Origin of the sequence: Azospirillum cavernae (assembly GCF_003590795.1) — a bacterium.
Classification (GTDB): domain Bacteria; phylum Pseudomonadota; class Alphaproteobacteria; order Azospirillales; family Azospirillaceae; genus Azospirillum; species Azospirillum cavernae.
The window spans coordinates 221,671-241,019 of the sequence record NZ_QYUL01000001.1; the positions used below are offsets into that span (position 1 = coordinate 221,671).

General features: G+C 66.0%; 20 protein-coding genes and 3 tRNA genes. 13 read left to right on the top strand and 10 right to left on the bottom strand.

Annotated features, from left to right (window positions below; translation table 11 throughout):
- Positions 1-63: 63 nt before the first annotated feature.
- Together D3877_RS01025 and hemA are read right to left on the bottom strand one after the other, a co-directional pair.
- Positions 64-609: a hypothetical protein gene (locus D3877_RS01025; protein WP_119828950.1), complete on the bottom strand. Its 546-nt coding sequence runs from the start codon at positions 607-609 to the stop codon at positions 64-66.
- A gap of 168 nt (positions 610-777) precedes the next feature.
- Entirely contained in the window at positions 778-1,992 is a 1,215-nt protein-coding gene (gene hemA / locus D3877_RS01030; RefSeq protein ID WP_119828951.1) for a 5-aminolevulinate synthase, read from the bottom strand.
- Between the two features lie 430 nt (positions 1,993-2,422).
- On the opposite strand from hemA, the gene D3877_RS01035 reads away from it, so the two are divergent.
- Positions 2,423-2,611, top strand: a complete 189-nt coding sequence (locus D3877_RS01035) for a type II toxin-antitoxin system VapB family antitoxin (protein WP_119828952.1) — start codon at positions 2,423-2,425, stop codon at positions 2,609-2,611.
- A gap of 37 nt (positions 2,612-2,648) precedes the next feature.
- Here the strand turns inward: D3877_RS01035 and D3877_RS01040 are convergent, their stop codons facing one another.
- Entirely contained in the window at positions 2,649-4,019 is a 1,371-nt protein-coding gene (locus tag D3877_RS01040) for an aspartate aminotransferase family protein (protein ID WP_119828953.1), read from the bottom strand.
- Between the two features lie 251 nt (positions 4,020-4,270).
- Here D3877_RS01040 and D3877_RS01045 point away from each other — a divergent pair, with 251 nt between their 5' ends.
- Positions 4,271-4,906: a glutathione S-transferase family protein gene (locus D3877_RS01045; protein WP_119828954.1), complete on the top strand. Its 636-nt coding sequence runs from the start codon at positions 4,271-4,273 to the stop codon at positions 4,904-4,906.
- 70 nt (positions 4,907-4,976) lie between these two features.
- Here D3877_RS01045 and D3877_RS01050 read toward each other — a convergent pair whose 3' ends face one another.
- Together D3877_RS01050 and D3877_RS01055 are read right to left on the bottom strand one after the other, a co-directional pair.
- Positions 4,977-5,960 carry a CobD/CbiB family cobalamin biosynthesis protein gene (locus D3877_RS01050; RefSeq protein WP_119828955.1) on the bottom strand — a complete coding sequence of 328 codons (984 nt, stop codon included), beginning with the start codon at positions 5,958-5,960 and terminating at the stop codon, positions 4,977-4,979.
- A gap of 11 nt (positions 5,961-5,971) precedes the next feature.
- A complete protein-coding gene (locus D3877_RS01055) occupies positions 5,972-6,523 on the bottom strand; it encodes an ankyrin repeat domain-containing protein (protein WP_119828956.1) in 552 nt (183 codons plus the stop codon).
- A gap of 160 nt (positions 6,524-6,683) precedes the next feature.
- On the opposite strand from D3877_RS01055, the gene D3877_RS30090 reads away from it, so the two are divergent.
- Complete coding sequence (locus D3877_RS30090; protein ID WP_199720666.1) at positions 6,684-6,845, top strand: hypothetical protein; 162 nt, start codon at positions 6,684-6,686, stop codon at positions 6,843-6,845.
- A gap of 96 nt (positions 6,846-6,941) precedes the next feature.
- The gene (locus D3877_RS01060) at positions 6,942-7,700 is read left to right on the top strand and encodes a sulfite exporter TauE/SafE family protein (protein ID WP_119828957.1); all 759 of its coding nucleotides are present in this window, start codon (positions 6,942-6,944) and stop codon (positions 7,698-7,700) included.
- A gap of 31 nt (positions 7,701-7,731) precedes the next feature.
- Here the strand turns inward: D3877_RS01060 and D3877_RS01065 are convergent, their stop codons facing one another.
- A complete protein-coding gene (locus tag D3877_RS01065; protein WP_119830702.1) occupies positions 7,732-8,622 on the bottom strand; it encodes a methyltransferase domain-containing protein in 891 nt (296 codons plus the stop codon).
- 118 nt (positions 8,623-8,740) lie between these two features.
- Between D3877_RS01065 and D3877_RS01070 the strand changes: the two genes are divergently transcribed.
- From D3877_RS01070 to D3877_RS01095, 6 genes are all read left to right on the top strand, one after another.
- On the top strand, positions 8,741-9,007 hold the full coding sequence (locus D3877_RS01070; protein ID WP_119828958.1) for a flagellar biosynthetic protein FliQ: 267 nt from the start codon (positions 8,741-8,743) through the stop codon (positions 9,005-9,007).
- 14 nt (positions 9,008-9,021) lie between these two features.
- Complete coding sequence (locus tag D3877_RS01075) at positions 9,022-9,768, top strand: ComF family protein (protein ID WP_119828959.1); 747 nt, start codon at positions 9,022-9,024, stop codon at positions 9,766-9,768.
- A 100-nt stretch (positions 9,769-9,868) separates the two neighbouring features.
- Positions 9,869-10,132 carry a glutaredoxin 3 gene (grxC, locus tag D3877_RS01080; protein ID WP_119828960.1) on the top strand — a complete coding sequence of 88 codons (264 nt, stop codon included), beginning with the start codon at positions 9,869-9,871 and terminating at the stop codon, positions 10,130-10,132.
- Positions 10,129-10,965: a carbon-nitrogen hydrolase family protein gene (locus D3877_RS01085; protein ID WP_119828961.1), complete on the top strand. Its 837-nt coding sequence runs from the start codon at positions 10,129-10,131 to the stop codon at positions 10,963-10,965. Before grxC ends, D3877_RS01085 begins: the two co-directional genes overlap by 4 nt.
- A gap of 273 nt (positions 10,966-11,238) precedes the next feature.
- Positions 11,239-11,856 carry a hypothetical protein gene (locus D3877_RS01090; protein WP_147395069.1) on the top strand — a complete coding sequence of 206 codons (618 nt, stop codon included), beginning with the start codon at positions 11,239-11,241 and terminating at the stop codon, positions 11,854-11,856.
- Between the two features lie 70 nt (positions 11,857-11,926).
- On the top strand, positions 11,927-12,550 hold the full coding sequence (locus tag D3877_RS01095; RefSeq protein WP_119828963.1) for a hypothetical protein: 624 nt from the start codon (positions 11,927-11,929) through the stop codon (positions 12,548-12,550).
- A 59-nt stretch (positions 12,551-12,609) separates the two neighbouring features.
- Here D3877_RS01095 and D3877_RS01100 read toward each other — a convergent pair.
- The 3 genes from D3877_RS01100 to D3877_RS01110 all read right to left on the bottom strand — a co-directional run bounded on the left by D3877_RS01100 (position 12,610) and on the right by D3877_RS01110 (position 13,002).
- A tRNA-Val gene (locus D3877_RS01100) sits at positions 12,610-12,684 on the bottom strand.
- Between the two features lie 4 nt (positions 12,685-12,688).
- Positions 12,689-12,765, bottom strand: a tRNA-Asp gene (locus D3877_RS01105).
- A 162-nt stretch (positions 12,766-12,927) separates the two neighbouring features.
- Positions 12,928-13,002 (bottom strand) — tRNA-Val (locus D3877_RS01110).
- A 197-nt stretch (positions 13,003-13,199) separates the two neighbouring features.
- On the opposite strand from D3877_RS01110, the gene D3877_RS01115 reads away from it, so the two are divergent.
- From D3877_RS01115 to ppdK, 3 genes are all read left to right on the top strand, one after another.
- Positions 13,200-14,090 (top strand): N-formylglutamate amidohydrolase, encoded by an 891-nt coding sequence (locus D3877_RS01115; RefSeq protein ID WP_119828964.1) that lies wholly within the window; start codon positions 13,200-13,202, stop codon positions 14,088-14,090.
- A gap of 418 nt (positions 14,091-14,508) precedes the next feature.
- Positions 14,509-15,489, top strand: a complete 981-nt coding sequence (locus D3877_RS01120; RefSeq protein WP_119828965.1) for a glucokinase — start codon at positions 14,509-14,511, stop codon at positions 15,487-15,489.
- A 202-nt stretch (positions 15,490-15,691) separates the two neighbouring features.
- On the top strand, positions 15,692-18,385 hold the full coding sequence (ppdK, locus tag D3877_RS01125) for a pyruvate, phosphate dikinase (protein WP_119828966.1): 2,694 nt from the start codon (positions 15,692-15,694) through the stop codon (positions 18,383-18,385).
- 81 nt (positions 18,386-18,466) lie between these two features.
- Here the strand turns inward: ppdK and D3877_RS01130 are convergent, their stop codons facing one another.
- Positions 18,467-19,225, bottom strand: coding sequence for a substrate-binding periplasmic protein (locus tag D3877_RS01130; RefSeq protein ID WP_158599755.1), 759 nt, complete (start codon positions 19,223-19,225; stop codon positions 18,467-18,469).
- Positions 19,226-19,349: the final 124 nt, after the last annotated feature.

Genomic DNA, 19,349 nt, shown 5'->3' on the forward strand with positions numbered 1-19,349 from the left:
TGGCGCGACCTTCGGCAAAAAGGTCGCGCCAAACGGATAGGGCAAGCAATCGTTGCGAAACGTTTACAGGCGGTTCAGCAGATCCTGGAACCAGGACAGCCGGTCTTCCGCCTGGGCGATGTCGCGGTCAAGCCACGCGGCGAAATGGCCGGAATCGGCGCTGTTGACCCGCCGCAGATCCCCCAAACGCGCCAACTCCGTCTCGCACAGCGAAACGAGGTTGTCGATTTGCTCCTTCTGCGAGTCGGGATCGAGCAGATGCAGGAAGCGCAGCTTCAGCGCGATGATGAGCTTGTTGATGCCGTCCGCCGACGGGGCGCGGACGTTGGCGCGGACCAGAGTCTCAAACTCCGCCCGTCCGGCCTCGGTCGGGCCGAGCAGGGCATTGTCTTCCATCCCGCTGCCGTCCAGCGCCTCGATCAGTCCCTCGTACCGCAGCATCTCCAGCGAGGTGCCCATCAGGTCGAGCGACGGGCCGACGATGCGGTCGAGGAAATGGCGCACCGATCCGGCAAGCGCGGCGTAGCGCAGCGGCCCATCCTGCATCAAGGTGCCCAGGACGACGAGGCGCACCGCCTCTTTCGGCATCAGCGAGTTGTCACGGTACATGGCGAACCCCTGCGCTTGATCGTCGGACGAACGACGCGGTTGGCGAAAATGAAAGGAACAGATTGCGAGCGGCTCGCAATCTGTTCCTCAACATAGGCGCCCGTCGGCCCGCTGTCCAGAGGACAAAAGGTCCGATCTGCAAACGGGTTCGCGATTCCGATCCGCGCGTCAGGCGGCCAGACGCAGATCCAGGCGTCCCCAGACGTCCAGCAGCGCGGCGACCAGCCGGTCCATCTCGGCGTCGCTGTGCAGCGGCGTCGGGGTGAAGCGCAGGCGTTCGGCCCCGCGCGGCACGGTCGGGTAGTTGATCGGCTGCACATAGATGCCGTGCCGCTCCATCAACTCGTCCGAGGCCTGCTTGCAACGGTGGGCGTCGCCGACCATCACCGGCACAATGTGGCTGACCGAGGGCATCACCGGCAGACCGGCGTCGGCGAACAGGCGCTTCAGCTTGGCCGCGCGCTCCTGGTGTTGGGCGCGTTCGGTCTGGCTGTTTTTCAGATGGCGGATGCTGGCCAGCGCCCCCGCCGCGATGACCGGAGCCATCGAGGTGGAGAAGATGAACCCGGCGGCGAAGCTGCGCACGCAGTCGATCAACGCCGCCGACCCGGTGATGTAGCCGCCCTGGACGCCAAAGGCCTTGCCCAGGGTCGCCTCAATGATGGTGATCCGATCCATCGCGCCGTCGCGCTCGGCCACGCCGCCGCCGCGCGGGCCGTACATGCCGACCGCGTGGACCTCGTCCAGATAGGTCATCGCCCCATGCTTGTCGGCGACGTCGCACAGATCGTGGATGGGGGCGATGTCGCCGTCCATCGAATAGACGCTTTCAAACGCCACCAGCTTGGGCCGGTCGGGCGCGAGGCCGGACAGCAGCTCGTCCAGATGCTTGGGGTCGTTGTGGCGGAAGACGTGCTTTTCCGCACCGGAGTTGCGGATGCCGGTTATCATCGAGTTGTGGTTCAGCGCGTCCGACAGAATCACGCAATTGGGCAAAACCTTGCCCAGCGTGGTCAACGTCGCGTCGTTCGACACATAGCCCGAGGTGAAGAGCAGGGCGGCGTCCTTGCCGTGCAGGTCGGCCAGCTCGCGTTCCAGCAGAACGTGATAACGGTTGGTGCCGGAGATGTTGCGCGTGCCGCCCGCGCCCGCGCCAACCTCGTCCAGCGCGTCGTGCATCGCCTTGAGCACGGCGGGGTGCTGGCCCATGCCCAGATAATCGTTGGAGCACCAGACGGTGACTTGCCGTTCGCGGTCCTGGGAATCGCGGAAGGTCGCCGTCGGGAAATTCCCGGCGTGCCGCGCCAGATCGGCGAAAAAGCGATAACGGCCATCCTGCTTGAGGGTGGCGATCTGGCTGCGGAAAAAGCTCTCGTAATCCATCGCGCGCTTCCGTTCGCGGTCATCCACACCGGGTCTGTCGCACGGGAAGGGCGGAGCGAAAGAATCCATCCAACCCACGCAACGGGAAGATCGCATCTTTGGCGCCAAAGCGCCATCCGGCATTGATGCGAATCAAGCCAACCCGGATTGCACCTTCGCATGAGGCGCGCGGCCCTGTCCCTTGCGGTTGCGGCGGGGCTGCCGCGCGCGGGCGCTTTCGGCAACAAGGCCAGTGACGCGAGGCTGCTTAGGAGAGAGCGTCTTCAAGACACGGATGAACACGGATATCAACGGATGGACACGGATAAAAAATACAGATCTCAATTCGTATTCATCGGTTGAGTGGCGCCGTCGGCGTCCGTGTTAAAGGTCTTGCGCCGAGAAGCCGTCAACCTGACCCGCAACACGCTGTTCACAGGCGGAGAATGCTATGCGCGTCATCATCGACCTTGATGACAACCTGATCCTTGAGGCCATGGCCGCCACCGAACTGACCACGAAGAGGGCCGTCGTCGAAGAAGCGCTGCGTCGTCTCATTCGATTCAAGCAAGAGGAACGCACGTTGAGCCTGTTCGGCGCTGTCGATTGGCAAGGTGAACTGGACGACCGTCATCGGTAAAGGGGGGAGCGGTCGCCCAACTCCCCCACCTCCATCCTTACCCGCGCAGGACCGGGATCGCGGCGTCCAGCGCCTTGGTCAAGCGGTCGAACACCTGGTTGATGTCCTCCTCGCTGATGACCAGCGGCGGGCAGAGGGCGATGGAATCGCCCATGGCGCGGACGATCAGCCCATGCTCTTGCGCCAGACCATTCACCACGGCGCCCGCGCGGCCCACCGGCTCGAAGGTCGCCTTGGTCGTCTTGTCGGCCACCAGCTCGATGGCGCCGATCAGGCCGACGCCGCGCGCCTCGCCGACCAGCGGGTGATCGGCCAGAGCGCGCAGGCGGCGTTGGAACAGCGGGGCGACGTCGCGGACATGGCCGATCATGTCGCGTTCCTGGTAGATCGCCAGGGTTTCCAGCGCCACCGCCGCCGCCACCGGATGGGCGGAATAGGTGTAGCCGTGGCCGAAGGTGCCGATCTTCTTGCTCTCGTCCACGCAGGCGCGATAGATCGCGTCCGACACCATCACGGCGGAAATCGGCAGATAGCCCGACGACAATTGCTTGGCGCAGGTCAGGATGTCCGGCTGCATGCCCATCGTCTGGCTGCCCCAGAAATTGCCGGTGCGGCCAAAGCCGCAAATCACCTCGTCGGCGACCAGCAGGACGTCGTACTTCTTCAGAACCGCCTGGATCTTCTCGTAATAGGTCGCGGGCGGCACCACGACGCCGCCGGCGCCCATGATCGGCTCGCAGAACATCGCGGCGACGGTGTCCGGCCCTTCGGCCAGGATCTGCGCCTCAAGCTGTTCGGCCAGACGGGTGGCGAACTCTTCCTCGCTCTCGCCCGGCTTGGCGTTGCGGTAATGGTGCGGGCAATCGGCGTGCGAGATGCGGGCGATCGGCAGATCGAAATCGCGGTGGTTGTTGGGCAGGCCAGTCAGGCTGGCGGTCGCCACCGTCACGCCGTGATAGCCGCGCACGCGCGCCAGGATCTTCTTCTTGTCCGGGCGACCCAGGGCGTTGTTGTAGTACCAGATCAGCTTGACGGCGGTGTCGTTGGCTTCCGACCCGGAATTGGCGAAGAACACCTTGGACATCGGGACCGGGGCCAGCCCGATCAGCTTTTCCGCCAGATCAATGCCCGGCTCGTGCGATTTGTGGCCGAAGATGTGGTAGCTGGACAGCTTGCGCATCTGGTTGGCCGCCGCCTGGACCAGCCGCTCTTCCCCCCACCCCAGCGAGACGCACCACAGGCTGGCCATGCCCTCGATGTAGGCGTTGTTGGCGTCGTCATACACGCGCACGCCTTCGCCGCGCTCGATGATGAGCGGGCCTTGAGTCTCGTGGGCGTGCAGATTGGTGTAGGGGTGGAGGACAAAGGCCTTGTCGCGGCTCGCCGCCGAATTGCCGATCGCGCTCATGCTGTTCTTCCTGCTCCTGTCCGGCGAACCCCCCTTGTTGGCGCGCCTCGTGTCGGCGCGGGGGTGTTCGATTTGTTAAACGCTGACGGCGATCATACGCACAGTTCGTCATGCCGACAAACCCGCGTCACGGTCAAGCGTGCCATGCGCCGCTTGGGGGAGGCTGGACCGTTTCGAGGGCGCGCGTTATGCCGTTGGTCAAACCGCCCGACGGTTGCCTGGGCGGTTCCCGTCACCGAGGGAGAGGCTTCATGCCCACGCTCTACGCCATCGCCAGCAGCGCCGCCATGGCCCCGCACATCCTGTTGCGGGAGATCGGCGCGCCCTTCGATCTGGTCCTGTTGGACCGCGAGAAGGCCGAACACAAGCAGCCGGCCTATCTGGCGCTGAACCCGCATGGCCGGGCGCCGACGCTGGTTGATGGCGACCTTGTTCTGTACGAGGCCGCCGCCATCTGCCTGCATCTGGCCGACGCCAACCCCGGCGCCGGATTGGTCCCGCCGGTCGGCGCGCCGGAGCGGTCCGAGCTTTACAAGTGGTTGATCTATCTGACGAACACCGTCCAGGCCGACATGATGCTGTACTTCTACCCGGAGCGTTTCGCCGAGGGCGCGGCGGCGCAAGCCAGCGTCAAGGCGATGGCGGAATCACGGCTCAGCGACCAGTTCGACGGGCTGGACCGCGCGCTGGCCGGGCGGGATTGGATGCTGGCGAGCGGCTATTCGGCGCTCGACCCTTATCTGTTCATGCTGTGCCGCTGGACCCGCTTCATGGCCTGTCCGGCGCGCGAACGGCTCCATCTGGGGCCGTATCTGGCCCGCGTTTTGGAGCGTCCCGCCGTGCGCGCCGCCTTCGCGGCGGAAGGCTTGAGCGATCCCTATTATTGATCGCGCGCGGGTCGTGGGTCATGCGCGCCGCTTATGACCGGATGCGGGATTCTTATCGGCTCCCCAGCGTTCAGAGCGACGCCAACCCCGTCATCAGCAGGGCGACCAGCCCGACCAGCAGCAGGGCGGCCACGGCGTAGAGCGCCAGCGCCCGGCCAATGTCGGCGGGGGTGGCGCGGGCGCGGCCGTCGCCGATCCAGGCCTCGGTGATGACCACGCCGCCGTCGCGGTGCGGGCCGCCCAGCGACAGGCCCAGCGCCCCGGCCATCGCCGCGATGGGCCAGCCCATGTTGAGCGAGGGGTGTTTGCGGGCGTCCTGCGCCATCGTGCGAAAAGCCCCACCGATTTTGGCCGAACCAACGAAGGGCGCGCCCAGCGCCAGCAGCAGCGCCGCCAGCCGGGCGGGCAGGGCGTTCAGCGCGTCGTCCAGCGTGGCGGCGGTCAGGCCGAACCGCGAGTGGCGGACGCCGGGGCTGCCCAGCGCGGCGTCGGCTCCGTCCATCGCCGTCCAGATCAGCAGACCCGGCACGCCGAGCAGGGCGTAGGCGAAGACCGGGGCGACCAGCTTGCGGGCGAAGGCGCGGGCGGCGGCCTCCACGGCGGCGCGGGCGACGCCGTGTTCGTCCAGCCCATAGACATGGCGGCGGGTCAGCGTTTGAATCGCGACCTGTCCGGCGACCGCGCCGCCGCTTTCCAGGGCGCGGCGCACCGCGCGGATCCGTGTCCAGGCGGCGCGACCGCGCACGCCGCACAGCACGACCAGCAGTTCGACCAGCCAGCCGCGCCCATGGCCGCCGATCCATTCGACCAGCAGCCCGGTCAGTCCGGCGATCAGAACCAGCGTCAGAATCACCAGCGCGCCGCGCAACAGACGGTCGGTCGGCCCGCGCTCGATCCGGTTCAGCCGGGCGTCGGCGGCGTTGCAGAAGCGGTTGGCGAGGCGGGCCGGGTCGGGCAGCACCCGGTCGAGCCAGTCGCCGAACACCGCGTCGATCACCAGCGCCAGCAGCAGGATCAACAGCGGGCCGGGACCGCCAAGGGGAAGGCCGATCATCGCCGCGCCGCTCAGCGGGCACCGGCTTGACGCAGCAGCGTGGTGACGCGGGCGTTGCGCCCATCCTGCGCCCAGTTCAGCGCGGTGCGCCCGGTGAAGTCGGCGCGGTCAACCTTGGCCCCGCCCTTCAGCAGACGATCCACGAGTTCCGCCCGCCCGGTGCGCGCGGCGGCCATCAGGGGGGTGACGCCCTCGCGGTTGTCCTGATCGACCTTGGCGCCCTTCTTCAGCAGAATGTCGACGATGTCGGGGTTCCCCGATTCCACCGCTTGCAGCAGCGGCGTGTTGCCCGCCTTGTCGGCGCGGTTGGCGCTGGCCCCGCCGTCGAGCAGCAGCGACACCATGGTCGGGTTGGACAGGCCGATGGCGGTCATCAGCACGGTCTTGCCGTAAACGTCGGCCTGGTTGGCGTTCTCGCCCTTCAGCAACTGGGATTTCAGCCCGGCGACGTCCCCCTTGGAAACCGCCTGCATCAGGCTGGTGTCCTGGAACAGGCTGATCTGGGCGTGCGCCGGGGCGCTCACCCCCAGGGCGACGACGCAGGCAAGCAACAGCCGCTTCATGGTGGACGTCCTCTTTCTCTGGCTTCCGGCGCGTCGATGGGCCGGGACGAAACCGATTGGGGTGGCCTTGACCGATGGGTGAGGGCGATACTAGCCAAAAACGCGGCCCCTTTGCCAGTTCGGCCTTTGTCCATCGCAACCGACTTTTGCCCCGACGACCATGCTCCGCAACCCGCTCGCCCGCCACATCGCGCTGTTTCTGCTGGTCAAGCTGGCCTTGATTGGGCTGGGTCTCTGGTGGTTTCTCGACAGTCTGCCCGCGCCGCGTGGGCTGGCGCCGCCGCCCGCCGCGTCGTCGGGGGGCGACTCCACCCGCTCATAAGCCGCCCGCTCATAAGCCGGTTGACGCACGTCATGGCCGGGTGTACCCGCCGCCCGCCATGATCGGCCTTGCTCACCGCCTGTTGGAGATCGCGTTTTGGACGCCCTGTCACTGCTGCACGATGGTCTGAATCAGTGCGCGCTGGTCATCGACCGCGATGGTGGGCTGTTTCTCGCCCTGCTGACGGCGGGGCTGGTCGGCGGCGTCAGCCATTGCGCGGGCATGTGCGGCCCCTTTGTGCTGGCCCAGGTATCCGCCCGGCTGGAGCAGGTGCCGCTGTCGCGGATGTCGGAGTTTCACCGTCTGACCGGGGCGGCGGTTCTGCCCTATCATTTCGGACGTGGAACAACATACGCGCTGATTGGGGCGGTGGCGGCGACGGTCGCCGGGCATGTTGGGGCGCTGCCGGGGCTGCGCTGGCTGTCGGTGGCGCTTCTGGCCTTCGCCGCGTTGTTTTTTTTCGGATACGCAACGAAAAGCGCCGTGGCGTTTCTGCCGCGCTTGGGCGGCGGCGGCGCGCGGTGGTGGAGCGACCGGGTGTCCGGTCTGGCCCGCCCGCTGTTCGGCAACCCGGTCGGCTGGCGCGGTTATGGGCTGGGCGTGGCGCTGGGCTTCATCCCCTGCGGGCTGCTTTACGGCGCGGTGGCGGTGGCGGCGGCCAGCGGCAGCGGGTTGAGCGGCGCTCTCGGCATGATCTGTTTCACTATCGGAACGATTCCCAGCCTGCTGGCGGTTGGGCTGGCCGGGCATCTCGCCGGGCGGACTTGGCGGTCAGCGGTCGCCCGCGTCGCCCCGGCGATCATGCTGGTCAACGCGGGCGTTCTCGGTTGGATGGCGTGGAAGCTGGTGGCCTGAGCCGGTCCGTCCGCCACGCCGCCCATCATCGTTACGACAACGATCCGTTCCCGTTTTTCAGGGCCTGCCCCAGGGGGATTTCACCGCTGCCCGGCTTCAGCGGCTGCTGCTGGCTGTCGTGCGGCGACCATCCGGCCAGATAGAGAATCTGGAAGGTGACGGGGATCCGCCCGTCCGGCTCGGCGTAGAGTTCGGCGTAGCGGCGGGCGGCGTCGAACAGCAGGCCGCGTGTCGCCGGGATCTTGCGGCGAGCCAGAACGGCGTTGCTTTCGGCCATGCCGCGCAGCTCGCGCATCAGGGCGAAGGCGTCGGCATAGGTGACGGTCAGCGTGTCGCTGTCCACCACCGGCAGGGCGAATCCGGCGCGCTGCAACAGCCCGCCCGCGTCCTTGATCTCGGCGAAGGGCGACACGCGCGGCGACACGCCGCCCGACACCGCCATTTCGGCCTCGTAAAGACAGCGGCGCAGCTCAATCAGCGTGTCGCCGCCCAGCATGGCGCCGCAGAAAAAGCCGTCGGGCTTCAGGATCTGGCGCATTTGCAGCAACGCGCCCGGCAGGTCGTTGACCCAATGCAGGCTGAGATTGCTGACCACCAGATCGAAGCTGTTGGGCGCGAAGGGCAAAAACTCCTCGTCGGCGGCCAGTCCCCGCGCGGCGCGGGCGAAGCCGGGGGCCAGATCGCAGGCGATCAGACGCTCGATCCCCTTGCGCCCGGCCAGAACCCGGCCCATCGCCCCGTCGTGGCAACCGACGTCCAGCGCCAGCGGGAAGGGGCGCAACACATCCTCCAGCCGGTCGGCGAGTCGCTCGGCGACCTCGTCGAACAGAAAGGAATGGTCGGAGAAGTTCGGGACGGCGCGGTCGCGGCGGCGGCGGACGAGCGCGCGGTCAAAAACGGTCATGCGGTCGGAGGTCGTCATGCCCGGCACTATAGCGCAGCCGCCACCGCCCTCAAGCGTCGGCGCGGCGGCCTTGTCATGCTAAACTGTCGGCGGGATCATGTCGGACCCGCCGGTCGAGCAAAGGGATCTGTGACGCATGGGCATCAACGAAGCCATCGCCGTGACCTATGAGGCGTTGATCGTCATCATCAAGATCACCTTTCCGACGCTGGCCATCACCACGGCGCTGGCGGCGGGGCTGACGATTTTCCAATCGGTCACGAACATCAACGAATCCTCGATCCAGCAGGATGTGAAGATTTTCGCGACGCTGGCCATCCTGTTCGTCACCGGCCCGGCCATCTTCATCGCCCTGCGCGACTACACGCTCATCATTTTCGAACGCATCGCGATGTTGCAGTAAGGGCGGCGTTCGCCATGACCGCCGCCCGCGCGCTGACACGGCTGGCCGCCGCCGCGTCCGTCGCGCTGCTCGACGCGCTGTTGCCGCCGCGTTGCCTGTCCTGCGGCGCGTCGGTGGATCGGCAGGGGGGCTTGTGCGCCGCCTGCTGGACCGGCTTGACCTTCGTCGCGCCGCCCTTTTGCGCCTGCTGCGGCCTGCCCTTTGAGTATGAGGCGCAGGCGGGCGTCCTGTGCGGGGCCTGTCTGGCCGAACCGCCACCCTTCGCCCGCGCCCGCGCCGTGCTGGTCTATGACGACGGCAGCCGCCCGTTGGTGCTGAGCTTCAAGCATGGCGACCGCATCCACGCCGCCGGGGCCTACGCCGCGTGGCTGGCGCGCGCCGGGCGGGAGTTGTTGGAGGACGCCGATCTGCTGGTTCCGGTGCCGCTGCACCGGCTGCGGCTGTTCCGCCGCCGCTACAACCAGGCGGCGTTGCTGACCCAGGCTTTGGCGAAACAGACCGGCGTGGCGACGATTCCCGACGTGCTGGTCCGCCAGCGCGCCACCCCGACCCAGGGCGGCTTGGGCCGGTCGGAGCGTCACCGCAACGTCAAGGGGGCGTTCCGCCTGCGCGGCGGCCTGTCGGTGGCGGGGCGGCGGGTGACGCTGGTTGACGACGTGCTGACCACGGGGGCGACGCTGGCCGAATGCGCGCGGGTGCTGACCAAGGCCGGGGCGGCGCGGGTGGACGTCTTGACTCTGGCCCGCGTCGTGAAAAGCTGACGGGCATGGCAGACCGTCCGGCGGCGCTTCTGGCGTCGCTTCGGCGGTTCTTTTACAATGGTTCCAAACTGTTCGGGCCGACTTTCCAGGAGCCTCTCGCATGGCCGAGATCGTCATCTACACCACCCCCTTCTGCCCCTATTGCTCCCGCGCCAAGCGCCTGTTGCAGAGCAAGGGCGTGACCTATCAGGAAATCGACCTTTACGAGCATCCGGGCCGCCGGGGCGAGATGGTGCAACGGGCCGAGGGGCGGACCACCGTGCCGCAGATCTTCATCGACGGCGCGCCCTATGGCGGCAGCGACGACATCCACGAGCTGGACCGCCAGGGCAAGCTCGACGCCCTGCTGGGAGTCGCGGCGTGAGCGCCGTCGTCAAGGCGGCCTGCGTCCAGGTCAACGCCGGGACCGAGCTGCAACCCAACCTCGACGCGGCGGGCGATCTGGTCCGCCGGGCGCGCGACGCTGGGGCGGAGTTCATCACTCTGCCGGAGAATGTCGGCTGGATCGTCCAGGGCCGCGCCAAAACCATGGCGCGGGTGAAGGTTGAGGCCGAGCATCCCGGCATTCCCTTCTTCGCCGATCTGGCGCGGGAAACCGGGGCGTGGATTCTGGCGGGTACGCTGGGGGTTTTGCAGGACGACCAGCGGGTGGCCAACCGCAGCTATCTGTTCAACCCGCAAGGTCAAACCGTCAGCCATTACGACAAGATCCACATGTTCGACGTGGATCTGAAGGACGGCGAGAGCTACCGCGAATCGGCGACCTTCCGACCGGGCGAGCGCGCCGTGGTCGCCGCCACGCCGTGGGGCGGGGTCGGCATGACCATCTGCTACGACGTGCGCTTCCCTTACCTGCACCGCGCCTTGGCCAAGGCCGGGGCGTCGATCATCACCGCCCCCGCCGCCTTCACCGTGCCGACCGGGCGGGCGCATTGGCACACGCTGCTGCGCGCGCGCGCCATTGAAACCGGCTGCTTCGTCGTCGCCCCGGCGCAAACCGGCACGCACGATGAGGGGCGGCAAACCTACGGCCATTCCCTCATCATCGCCCCCTGGGGCGAGGTGCTGGCCGACGCGGGCGAGGGGGTGGGGTTCGTCACCGCCGATCTCGACATGGCCCGCGTCGAGGAGGCCCGCCGCATGGTCCCGGCGCTGGGCCACGACCGCGACTTTGTGGTCGCGCGCGACGGGTTCTGAGCGTCGCGTGCTGGGCCTGCGGGGGATCGCCCCGGCAGGCCCGGCGCGTCCTTTTGGTTGATTTCTTGATTGATGTTCCCCAATAAAAAGTTTTCCCTACGCTGACAATCCTTATCGAGATTATTCTTCTGATGCCTGCAATTCAGATGCAATTTTCGATAAGGCCAGGGGATGCTGAACGCTCATTTGCGCAACAAGCTGCGGTGGTCCGCCGACGATGACGGCGAAGCGCGCTTGTTGGAAGACACCGCCACCGCCACACTGTTTGAACGGTTGGCCTATCTGCCCGATGAAACGCTGATCCGCATCCTGTTCGATCCGTCCCTGTGGGGCGAGACGATTATGGAACCATTGCCTCGAACCGTTGAGAAGGTTGAGTTTTGGCCTTCTTGGACCAGCCTCGAAGGAAGGCCGGTGGAACCAGACGTCGCCATTACCTTCGACAATGGGGTTCTGGTGGTTGAGGCCAAGCGGTTTGATCGGATTAACAGTCAGAATCCAGAACAGATCGCCAAGGAATGGTGGGTGGCCACGCAGCGGAGCGCTCGGGTTTGGATTCTGGCGGTGTCTGGTTTGCGCGACCGGCCTTCCGCCGTCGCCGACCTGCGGAGGCAAACCTTGGACTGCCTGCGCCGCATCGCGAAGACGGATTGTTCCAATGATTTCCATTTGGGCTATGGGTCCTGGCGGGGCCTGTACGATCTGATGAACCGTGTGTTGGGCGGGGAGCGACCAGAGCATCGCCGCCTGTTGGCTGATGTGCGCGACGGGCTGGGCGCTCATGGCGTGCCAATGTCGCCCCCGGTCTGGCTGGTGGAATTGCTGGGCGCCCCTTGGGCTGCTCTGCGCCCCTCCCAAGGCTCGGAGAACGCCTTTCCCCTCTGGTCGTGACGCCCATCCCTCCCGACACATAAGGCGGCATCCGCGCCGATGCCGTGATTTTCCAGTGGAAGAGCCAAAAATGACCCAAAGCTTGCCCGACGCCTTAGCCGACGTTCGTCGCGCCTACCGCCTGTTGTGGAGCTATCAGAAGCGTGTTTTGAACATTGTCGCCATGATTCGCGAACAGTTGGGATTCGTTCCCCACCATATTGAGTATCAATTTTCGCGCCCTGGCCAGAGAATGGAGTCTCCAGAGACCTGGATGTGGGACGCCTTACCCTTCAGCTTGATCGGGTTTGATGCGACGAACCAAGGGGATCCTAAGGCAATTGGAGCACGGTTGCTTTACATCGAGGTCGTATCGGACACCGGCCTCATGATTGAAAAGGATCGTGGTGGTGGCGATTGGGAGCCAAACCCACTTGTCTTCTCGCCTCTGGAAGAGAGCCGGAGCGAACTGCTCCTCTATCTTGTCGAAAATCGCCGGAACCGTCGTGGCGACGTCTCTTGGCGTAATAACATCATGCCAGAGGTCGAATGGCCTCTCGCTGACGGTGGGCATGACTACAAAACGGCAGGTGTTCGCACGTATGGCGAGCGCATCGATCTGGTGGAGCTTGGCGACCCGGTCGCTTTGAGCAATCGCGTGGAACTGTTCCGCATCAACGCCGACCGCGAATTGGCGGGCGACGGCGCAGTTTGAAAAGAAATTGGGCCTGAAATGGGTCGAGGCTCCAAGGGGGTGCCTTGGAGCCTCGTGAATGGTGGTCCCGACAGGGATTGAACCTGTGACCCCTACGATGTCAACGTAGTGCTCTCCCGCTGAGCTACAAGACCATAGTGGCGCGAGTGACGGGACTTGAACCCGCGGCCTCCGGCGTGACAGGCCGGCGCTCTAACCAACTGAGCTACACCCGCGCAAGGGAGCGCGCCTTATACGCAAACCAACCGAACGACGCAAGCGCTGTTGACGCGGAAACCGCAAGAAAAACGCAACACCGTCGGCGGGACGCGCAAAAGCGAAAAAGAAGGCTCCGAAAATGGTCGAGGCCCCAAGGGTTCGCCTTGGGGCCTCGTGGATGGTGGGCACGACTGGGATTGAACCAGTGACCCCTACGATGTCAACGTAGTGCTCTCCCGCTGAGCTACGCGCCCATCCTTGTCGTCGTTCGTCGCGGCGCTGGTTGGCGGCGCTCCGTTCGGCGTGGGCGGGTTTTTAGCCGCATCCGCGCGAGCTGGCAAGCCTTTTGTTTCGCTTCTTCGTGAGTGGCGCGTTTTTTTCGGCGAAGGCGGGCTGGGGCGGGCGCCGGTTCGTGACAGGGCGCGCCGCCTCCAGTACATCAGAACCCATCATGGATGCGCACAGCGACGCCGACGCCGGACGGGTTCCGGCCTTTGACATTCTGGCCCCGGCGCGCCAGACCCGCCCGCTTGTGCTGGCCTCGCCGCACAGCGGCAACCAGTATCCGGCGGATTTTCTGGCCGCCGCCCGGCTCGACGCGCGGGCGCTGCGCAAATCAGAAGACTGCTTCGTTGACGAGATTTTCGCCTTCGCCCCGGCGTTGGGCGCGCCGCTGATCCGCGCCCTGTTCCCGCGCGCCTATCTGGACGCCAACCGCGAGGCCTATGAACTCGACGCCGACATGTTCGTCGATCCGCTGCCCGGTTACGTCAACACCCGCTCGCCGCGCGTCGCCGCCGGGCTTGGCACCATCGCCCGCGTGGTCGCCAACGGTGAGGACATTTACAAGCGCCGCCTGCGCTTCGCCGAGGCGCAGGCGCGCATCAACGCCTGCTACACGCCCTACCACACGGCGCTGCGCCGTCTGGTGGACGACACCCGCGCCGCCTTCGGCCACGCGCTGTTGATCGATTGCCATTCCATGCCGTCGCCAGCTTCGGCGCCGGGCGGGGATCGCGGGCGCAACCGGCCCGACATCGTGCTGGGCGATTGCTACGGCAACGCCTGCGCCTCCGCCATCATCGACGCCGCCGACGGCTTTTTGTCGGGGTTGGGCTATCGGGTGAACCGCAACAACCCCTACGCCGGGGGCTACACCACCCGCCATTACGGACGCCCGCGCCAGGGCGTCCACGCCCTTCAGATCGAGATCGCCCGCGAACTGTACATGGACGAGGCCGCCTTGACCCGCTTGCCCTTCCTGGACGTGCTGGCCCGCCACATGGGCGAGCTGGTCAACACGCTGGGCGCGTTGCCGGGCGACGGGCTGGAGCCGCGTTGAGGCGGGCCGGGGGCGTTTTCCACTCCCTGACGCATTGCGGCGGCCAGAAAAAAGGCCGCAGGGCGAACCTGCGGCCTCAAGTCTAGGGAGGAAACGCCCAAGAAGTGCGTTACGCCAGCGGCCCCGTCGAGACGGAACCGATGCCGCACTGCACAATATGAACCTGAGGGGCTTCGGCTTCAAGGGATAAAAAATTATTCATGTTTGTCATGGCTCTAAAGTATTAGATCCGTCCTGCTGACAAAGCAGACTCCATGCAAGAATTGCTGCATCGCAGCATAGAAATCCGGTCGCCAAGGGCGGCGCGGCGTGCCAGATTCACCCAAGATTCAGAAGGAATCACAGGGGCGCCCGCGCCAAGGGATGGCTCTGTCGTCCCCGCTCCTCCCAAAGACCCTGTTGACCGCAGGCCGGACCCATGACCCACGACGCATCACCCCCGATTCTGGTCGCCGACATCGGCGGCACCAACGCGCGCTTTGGCCTGATCGACGGGCGCGACATCCGCGACGTGCGGATTTTGCGTTGCGCCGACCACCCATCGCTGGAGGACGCCGCGCGCGCCTATCTGGCGGCGGTCGGGTTGGCGGACGCGGGAACGCCGGGACGCCCGCGCCGGGGCGCCTTCGCCGTCGCCGGGCCGGTCACGTCCGATCACGTCGCCATGACCAATCTGGTCTGGCAATTTTCCATCGGCCGGACGCGCGACGGGTTGGGATTGGACGGGTTGGCGGTCATCAACGACTTCACCGCCGTGGCCCTGTCGGTGCCGCGTCTGGCCCGAGGCGACCGCCGCTTGATCGGCGATGGCGAGGCCAAGCCGGGCGGCGTCGTCGCCGTTTTGGGGCCGGGCAGCGGGCTGGGCGTGTCGGGGCTGGTGCCCGGCGCGGATGGGCGCTGGTCGGCGCTGGCCGGGGAGGGCGGACACGTCACCATGGCGGCGGCCAACGAGCGGGAGGGCGCGGTGCTGGCCCATCTGCGCGACCGCTTCGGCCATGTTTCGGCGGAACGGGTGCTGTCTGGGCCGGGGCTGGTCAATCTGCACAGCGCGCTGACGGCGCTGGAGGGCGGCGGCGCGGTGGAATGGACCCCGGCCCAGATCACCGAGTCGGCCCTGTCCGACAGCGATTCGCTGTGCGTCGAGGCGGTGGCGATGTTCTGCGCCATGCTGGGCACGGTGGCGGGCAATCTGGCGCTGACGCTGGGCGCGCGCGGCGGCGTCTACATCGCGGGCGGCATCGTGCCGAAGCTGGGGCCGTTGTTCGAGCGGTCGGCCTTCCGCGAGCGTTTTCTTGACAAGGGGCGGATGCGGGCCTTCCTGGAACCAATCCCGACCTTCGTTGTTGCTCATGAGCTTCCGGCCTTTCTCGGGCTGGCCGAGGCCGCCGACGCGGCGTGAGCGGGGCGTTTCCGCCGGAATTGCTGGATTCGCAAGCCTCCCCTACGCATGGGGGATGGCCGAAGGCGGGTTTTTGGCGCGCGACCGGCTTGTATCCCCCGGTCCGGGGCGATAGAAGGTGGCGCCAGCGGACAGCCGGTCAATTGCGTTGACCACGCGAGGCCGGTCCCGGATGACCATTGGGCGAGCGAGGATTTCTGCGATGGCGAGCCAGGGTGAGAGCAAGTGGGTTTACAGCTTCGGCGGCGGCGCCACCGAAGGACGTGCGGAGATGAAGAACCTGCTGGGCGGCAAGGGCGCCAACCTGGCGGAAATGGCCAATCTGGGCCTGCCGGTTCCCCCGGGCTTCACCATCACGACCGAACTGTGCACCTATTTTTACGCCAACGGTCGCGCCTATCCGCCGGAGCTGAAAACCCAGGTGGCCGACGCCATCGCCCGGTTGGAAAACGCGATGGACGCCAAATTCGGCGATCCGGCCAATCCGCTGCTGGTCTCGGTGCGGTCGGGCGCGCGGGCCTCGATGCCGGGCATGATGGACACGGTCCTCAACCTCGGCCTCAACGACGCGACGGCGCGCGGTCTGGCGCTGCGCTCGGGCGACGGGCGTTTCGCCTATGACAGCTACCGCCGCTTCATCCAGATGTACTCCAACGTCGTTCTGGACGTGGAGCATCACCATTTCGAGGACATCCTCGACGGTCACAAGCGCGACAAGAACTACAGCCTCGACACCGATCTGAGCGCCGCCGACTGGCAGGCCGTGATCGAGGATTACAAGAAGGCGGTCGAACGCGAACTCGGCACGCCCTTCCCGCAGGACGTCCAGGAACAATTGTGGGGCGCGGTGGGCGCGGTGTTCGGCTCGTGGATGAACGCGCGGGCCATCACCTACCGCCGCCTGCACGACATCCCGGCAAGCTGGGGCACCGCCGTCAACGTGCAGTGCATGGTGTTCGGCAACATGGGCGAGGATTGCGCCACCGGCGTGGCCTTCACCCGCAACCCGTCCACCGGCGAGAACGCCTTTTACGGCGAATATCTCGTCAACGCCCAGGGCGAGGACGTGGTGGCCGGCATCCGCACGCCGCAGCATCTGACCATCGCGGGCAAGATCGCCAACAAGTCCGACCTTCCGTCCATGGAAGAGGTGATGCCCGACGTGTTCAACCAGCTCAACGAGGTTCGCCTCAAGCTGGAACTGCACTATCGCGACATGCAGGACATCGAATTCACGGTCCAGCAGAACACGCTGTTCATGCTGCAAACCCGCAACGGCAAGCGCACCGCGCCTGCGGCGCTGAAGATCGCCGTCGATCTCGCCAACGAGGGCGTCATCGACAAGAACGAGGCGGTCAAGCGCATTGATCCGGCCTCGCTCGACCAGTTGCTCCACCCGACGCTCGACCCCAAGGCCGACCGCAAGGTGATCGCCAAGGGCCTGCCCGCCTCGCCGGGCGCGGCCTCGGGCAAGGTGGTGTTCAACGCCGACGAGGCCGAACAGATGGCCGCCGTGGGCGATTCGGTCATCCTCTGTCGCATCGAAACCTCGCCGGAGGACATCCACGGCATGCACGCGGCGCGCGGCATCCTGACCAGCCGGGGCGGCATGACCAGCCACGCGGCGGTCGTGGCGCGCGGCATGGGCCGGGCCTGCGTCTCGGGCGCCGGTGAATTGCGGATCGACTACAAGACCAAGCAGATGTCGGTGCGCGGCGTCACCATCAAGGACGGCGACATCATCACCATCGACGGCTCGACCGGCGAGGTGATGCTGGGCGAAGTGCCGACGATCCAGCCGGAATTGTCGGGCGATTTCGCCACGCTGATGGGTTGGGCCGACAGCATCCGCCGCATGAAGATCCGCACCAACGCCGAAACCCCGCTGGACGCCCGCACCGCGCGCAAGTTCGGCGCCGAGGGCATCGGCCTGTGCCGGACCGAGCACATGTTCTTCGACCCGGCCCGCATCCTGGCCGTCCGCGAAATGATCCTGGCGGAAAGCGAAGAGGGCCGCCGCACGGCGCTGGCCAAGCTGGAGCCGTTTCAGAAGCAGGATTTCGTCGATCTCTTCACCATCATGGCCGGGCTGCCGGTGACGATCCGCCTGCTCGACCCGCCGCTGCACGAGTTCCTGCCCAACACGGACGAGGACATGGCGGAGGTCGCCAAGGCCACCGGCACGGATCCGCTGCGGGTGCGCCATCGTGTGACGCAACTGCACGAAGCCAACCCGATGCTGGGTCATCGCGGCTGCCGTCTCGGCATCTCCTACCCGGAGATTTACGAGATGCAGGCCCGCGCCATCTTCGCCGCCGCCGCCGAGGTCTCCAAGGCCAGCGGTTCGACGGTGATCCCGGAGGTGATGATCCCGCTGGTCATGACCAAGAAGGAACTCGACATCCTGAAGGCGGTGGTCGACCGCGCCGCCCAAGAGGTGATGGCGTCCACGGGCCAGAGCTTTGAGTATCTGGTCGGCACGATGATCGAGTTGCCGCGCGCCGCCCTCCGCGCTGGCGACATCGCCGAAGCGGCGGAGTTCTTCTCCTTCGGCACCAACGATCTGACGCAGACCACCTTTGGCCTGTCGCGCGACGACGCCGGCAATTTCCTGCCGGATTACCAGCGCCAGGGCATTTTCGAGCATGACCCGTTCCAGACGCTCGACACCGTCGGCGTGGGCGAATTGATCGCCCTTGCCGCCGAGCGCGGTCGGGCCACCCGCCCGGGCATCAAGCTGGGCATCTGCGGCGAGCATGGCGGCGATCCGGCCTCGATCACCTTCTGCGAGTCGGTCGGGTTGGATTACGTCTCCTGCTCGCCCTACCGCGTGCCCATCGCCCGTCTGGCGGCGGCGCAGGCGGCGCTGCACAGCGACACGGTCAAGCGGGACTGACGACGCGCCAAGGCCCAAGGGGTGGTGTTCCCGCTCCTTGGGCCTTGGGGTTTTGTGAGATTGTCATGACGCGGTCTGGCGTCAGCTTGTCGCCAGACCGTGTTTTGTCAGAATGGCTTTTTCCGTGCCGTCGGCGCGGATGGCGCGCAGACCGTCGTTGAAGTCCATCTGGATTTTTTCCCAATCGGGACGGACGCGCGACACGCAATTGTAGAATTTCCCCGACATCAAGGGCGCGCCCAGCGGCTGAATCTTGCCCTGATCGGCGGGGTATTTCTTGTTCAACAGAACCTCGACCAACTCCCGCTTTTCGACGAACAGATCAATTTTCCCGGCGATGAGCTTCAAGAGATTGATCTCGCCATTGTTCGCGTATTCGACGTTGAAGGTCGGCAGACGGGCGTTGAATTCATCGTTTATCACCGAGTTGCGGACGAGGCCTATGGTCAGATTCTTGACGTCGTCCAAGCTGTTGTACGGGATGGCGGCGTCGGTTCGTTTCCAAAAATACACCTCCACCGCGCCGATCTGGTCGGTGTAGGCCAGCAGCTTGGCGCGTTCCGAGGTGAAATAGGCGGCCATCAGAACGTCGTAATTGCCCTTGATCGCGCCATCCAAGGCCCTGGCCCAGGGAACGAAGGAAAACTCGACCTGATACCCGGCGCGCTGGAACGCGGCCTGGGTGATGTCCACAAGGTAGCCGCCTTCTTTTTCCTGGTCGGTGGCGATGCGCAGGACGGCGGTCTGCGCCTGAGCCGTCGGGATCGACAGTCCAGACAGCCCGAACAGCGCGGTGCAGCAAACACTGAGCAGCGCCAAGAAAGTGTTGATTCGGAGCACGATGAGCCTCCTTGCATTCCCCTGGAACACCATGGAGTTCTGTGTGTTTGTGCGGCGCAGCGAAATCTGTGAAAGAGCCATTCGTTTGTTGCGCCAACAGAACGACGATCCTTTAGTATGGTCT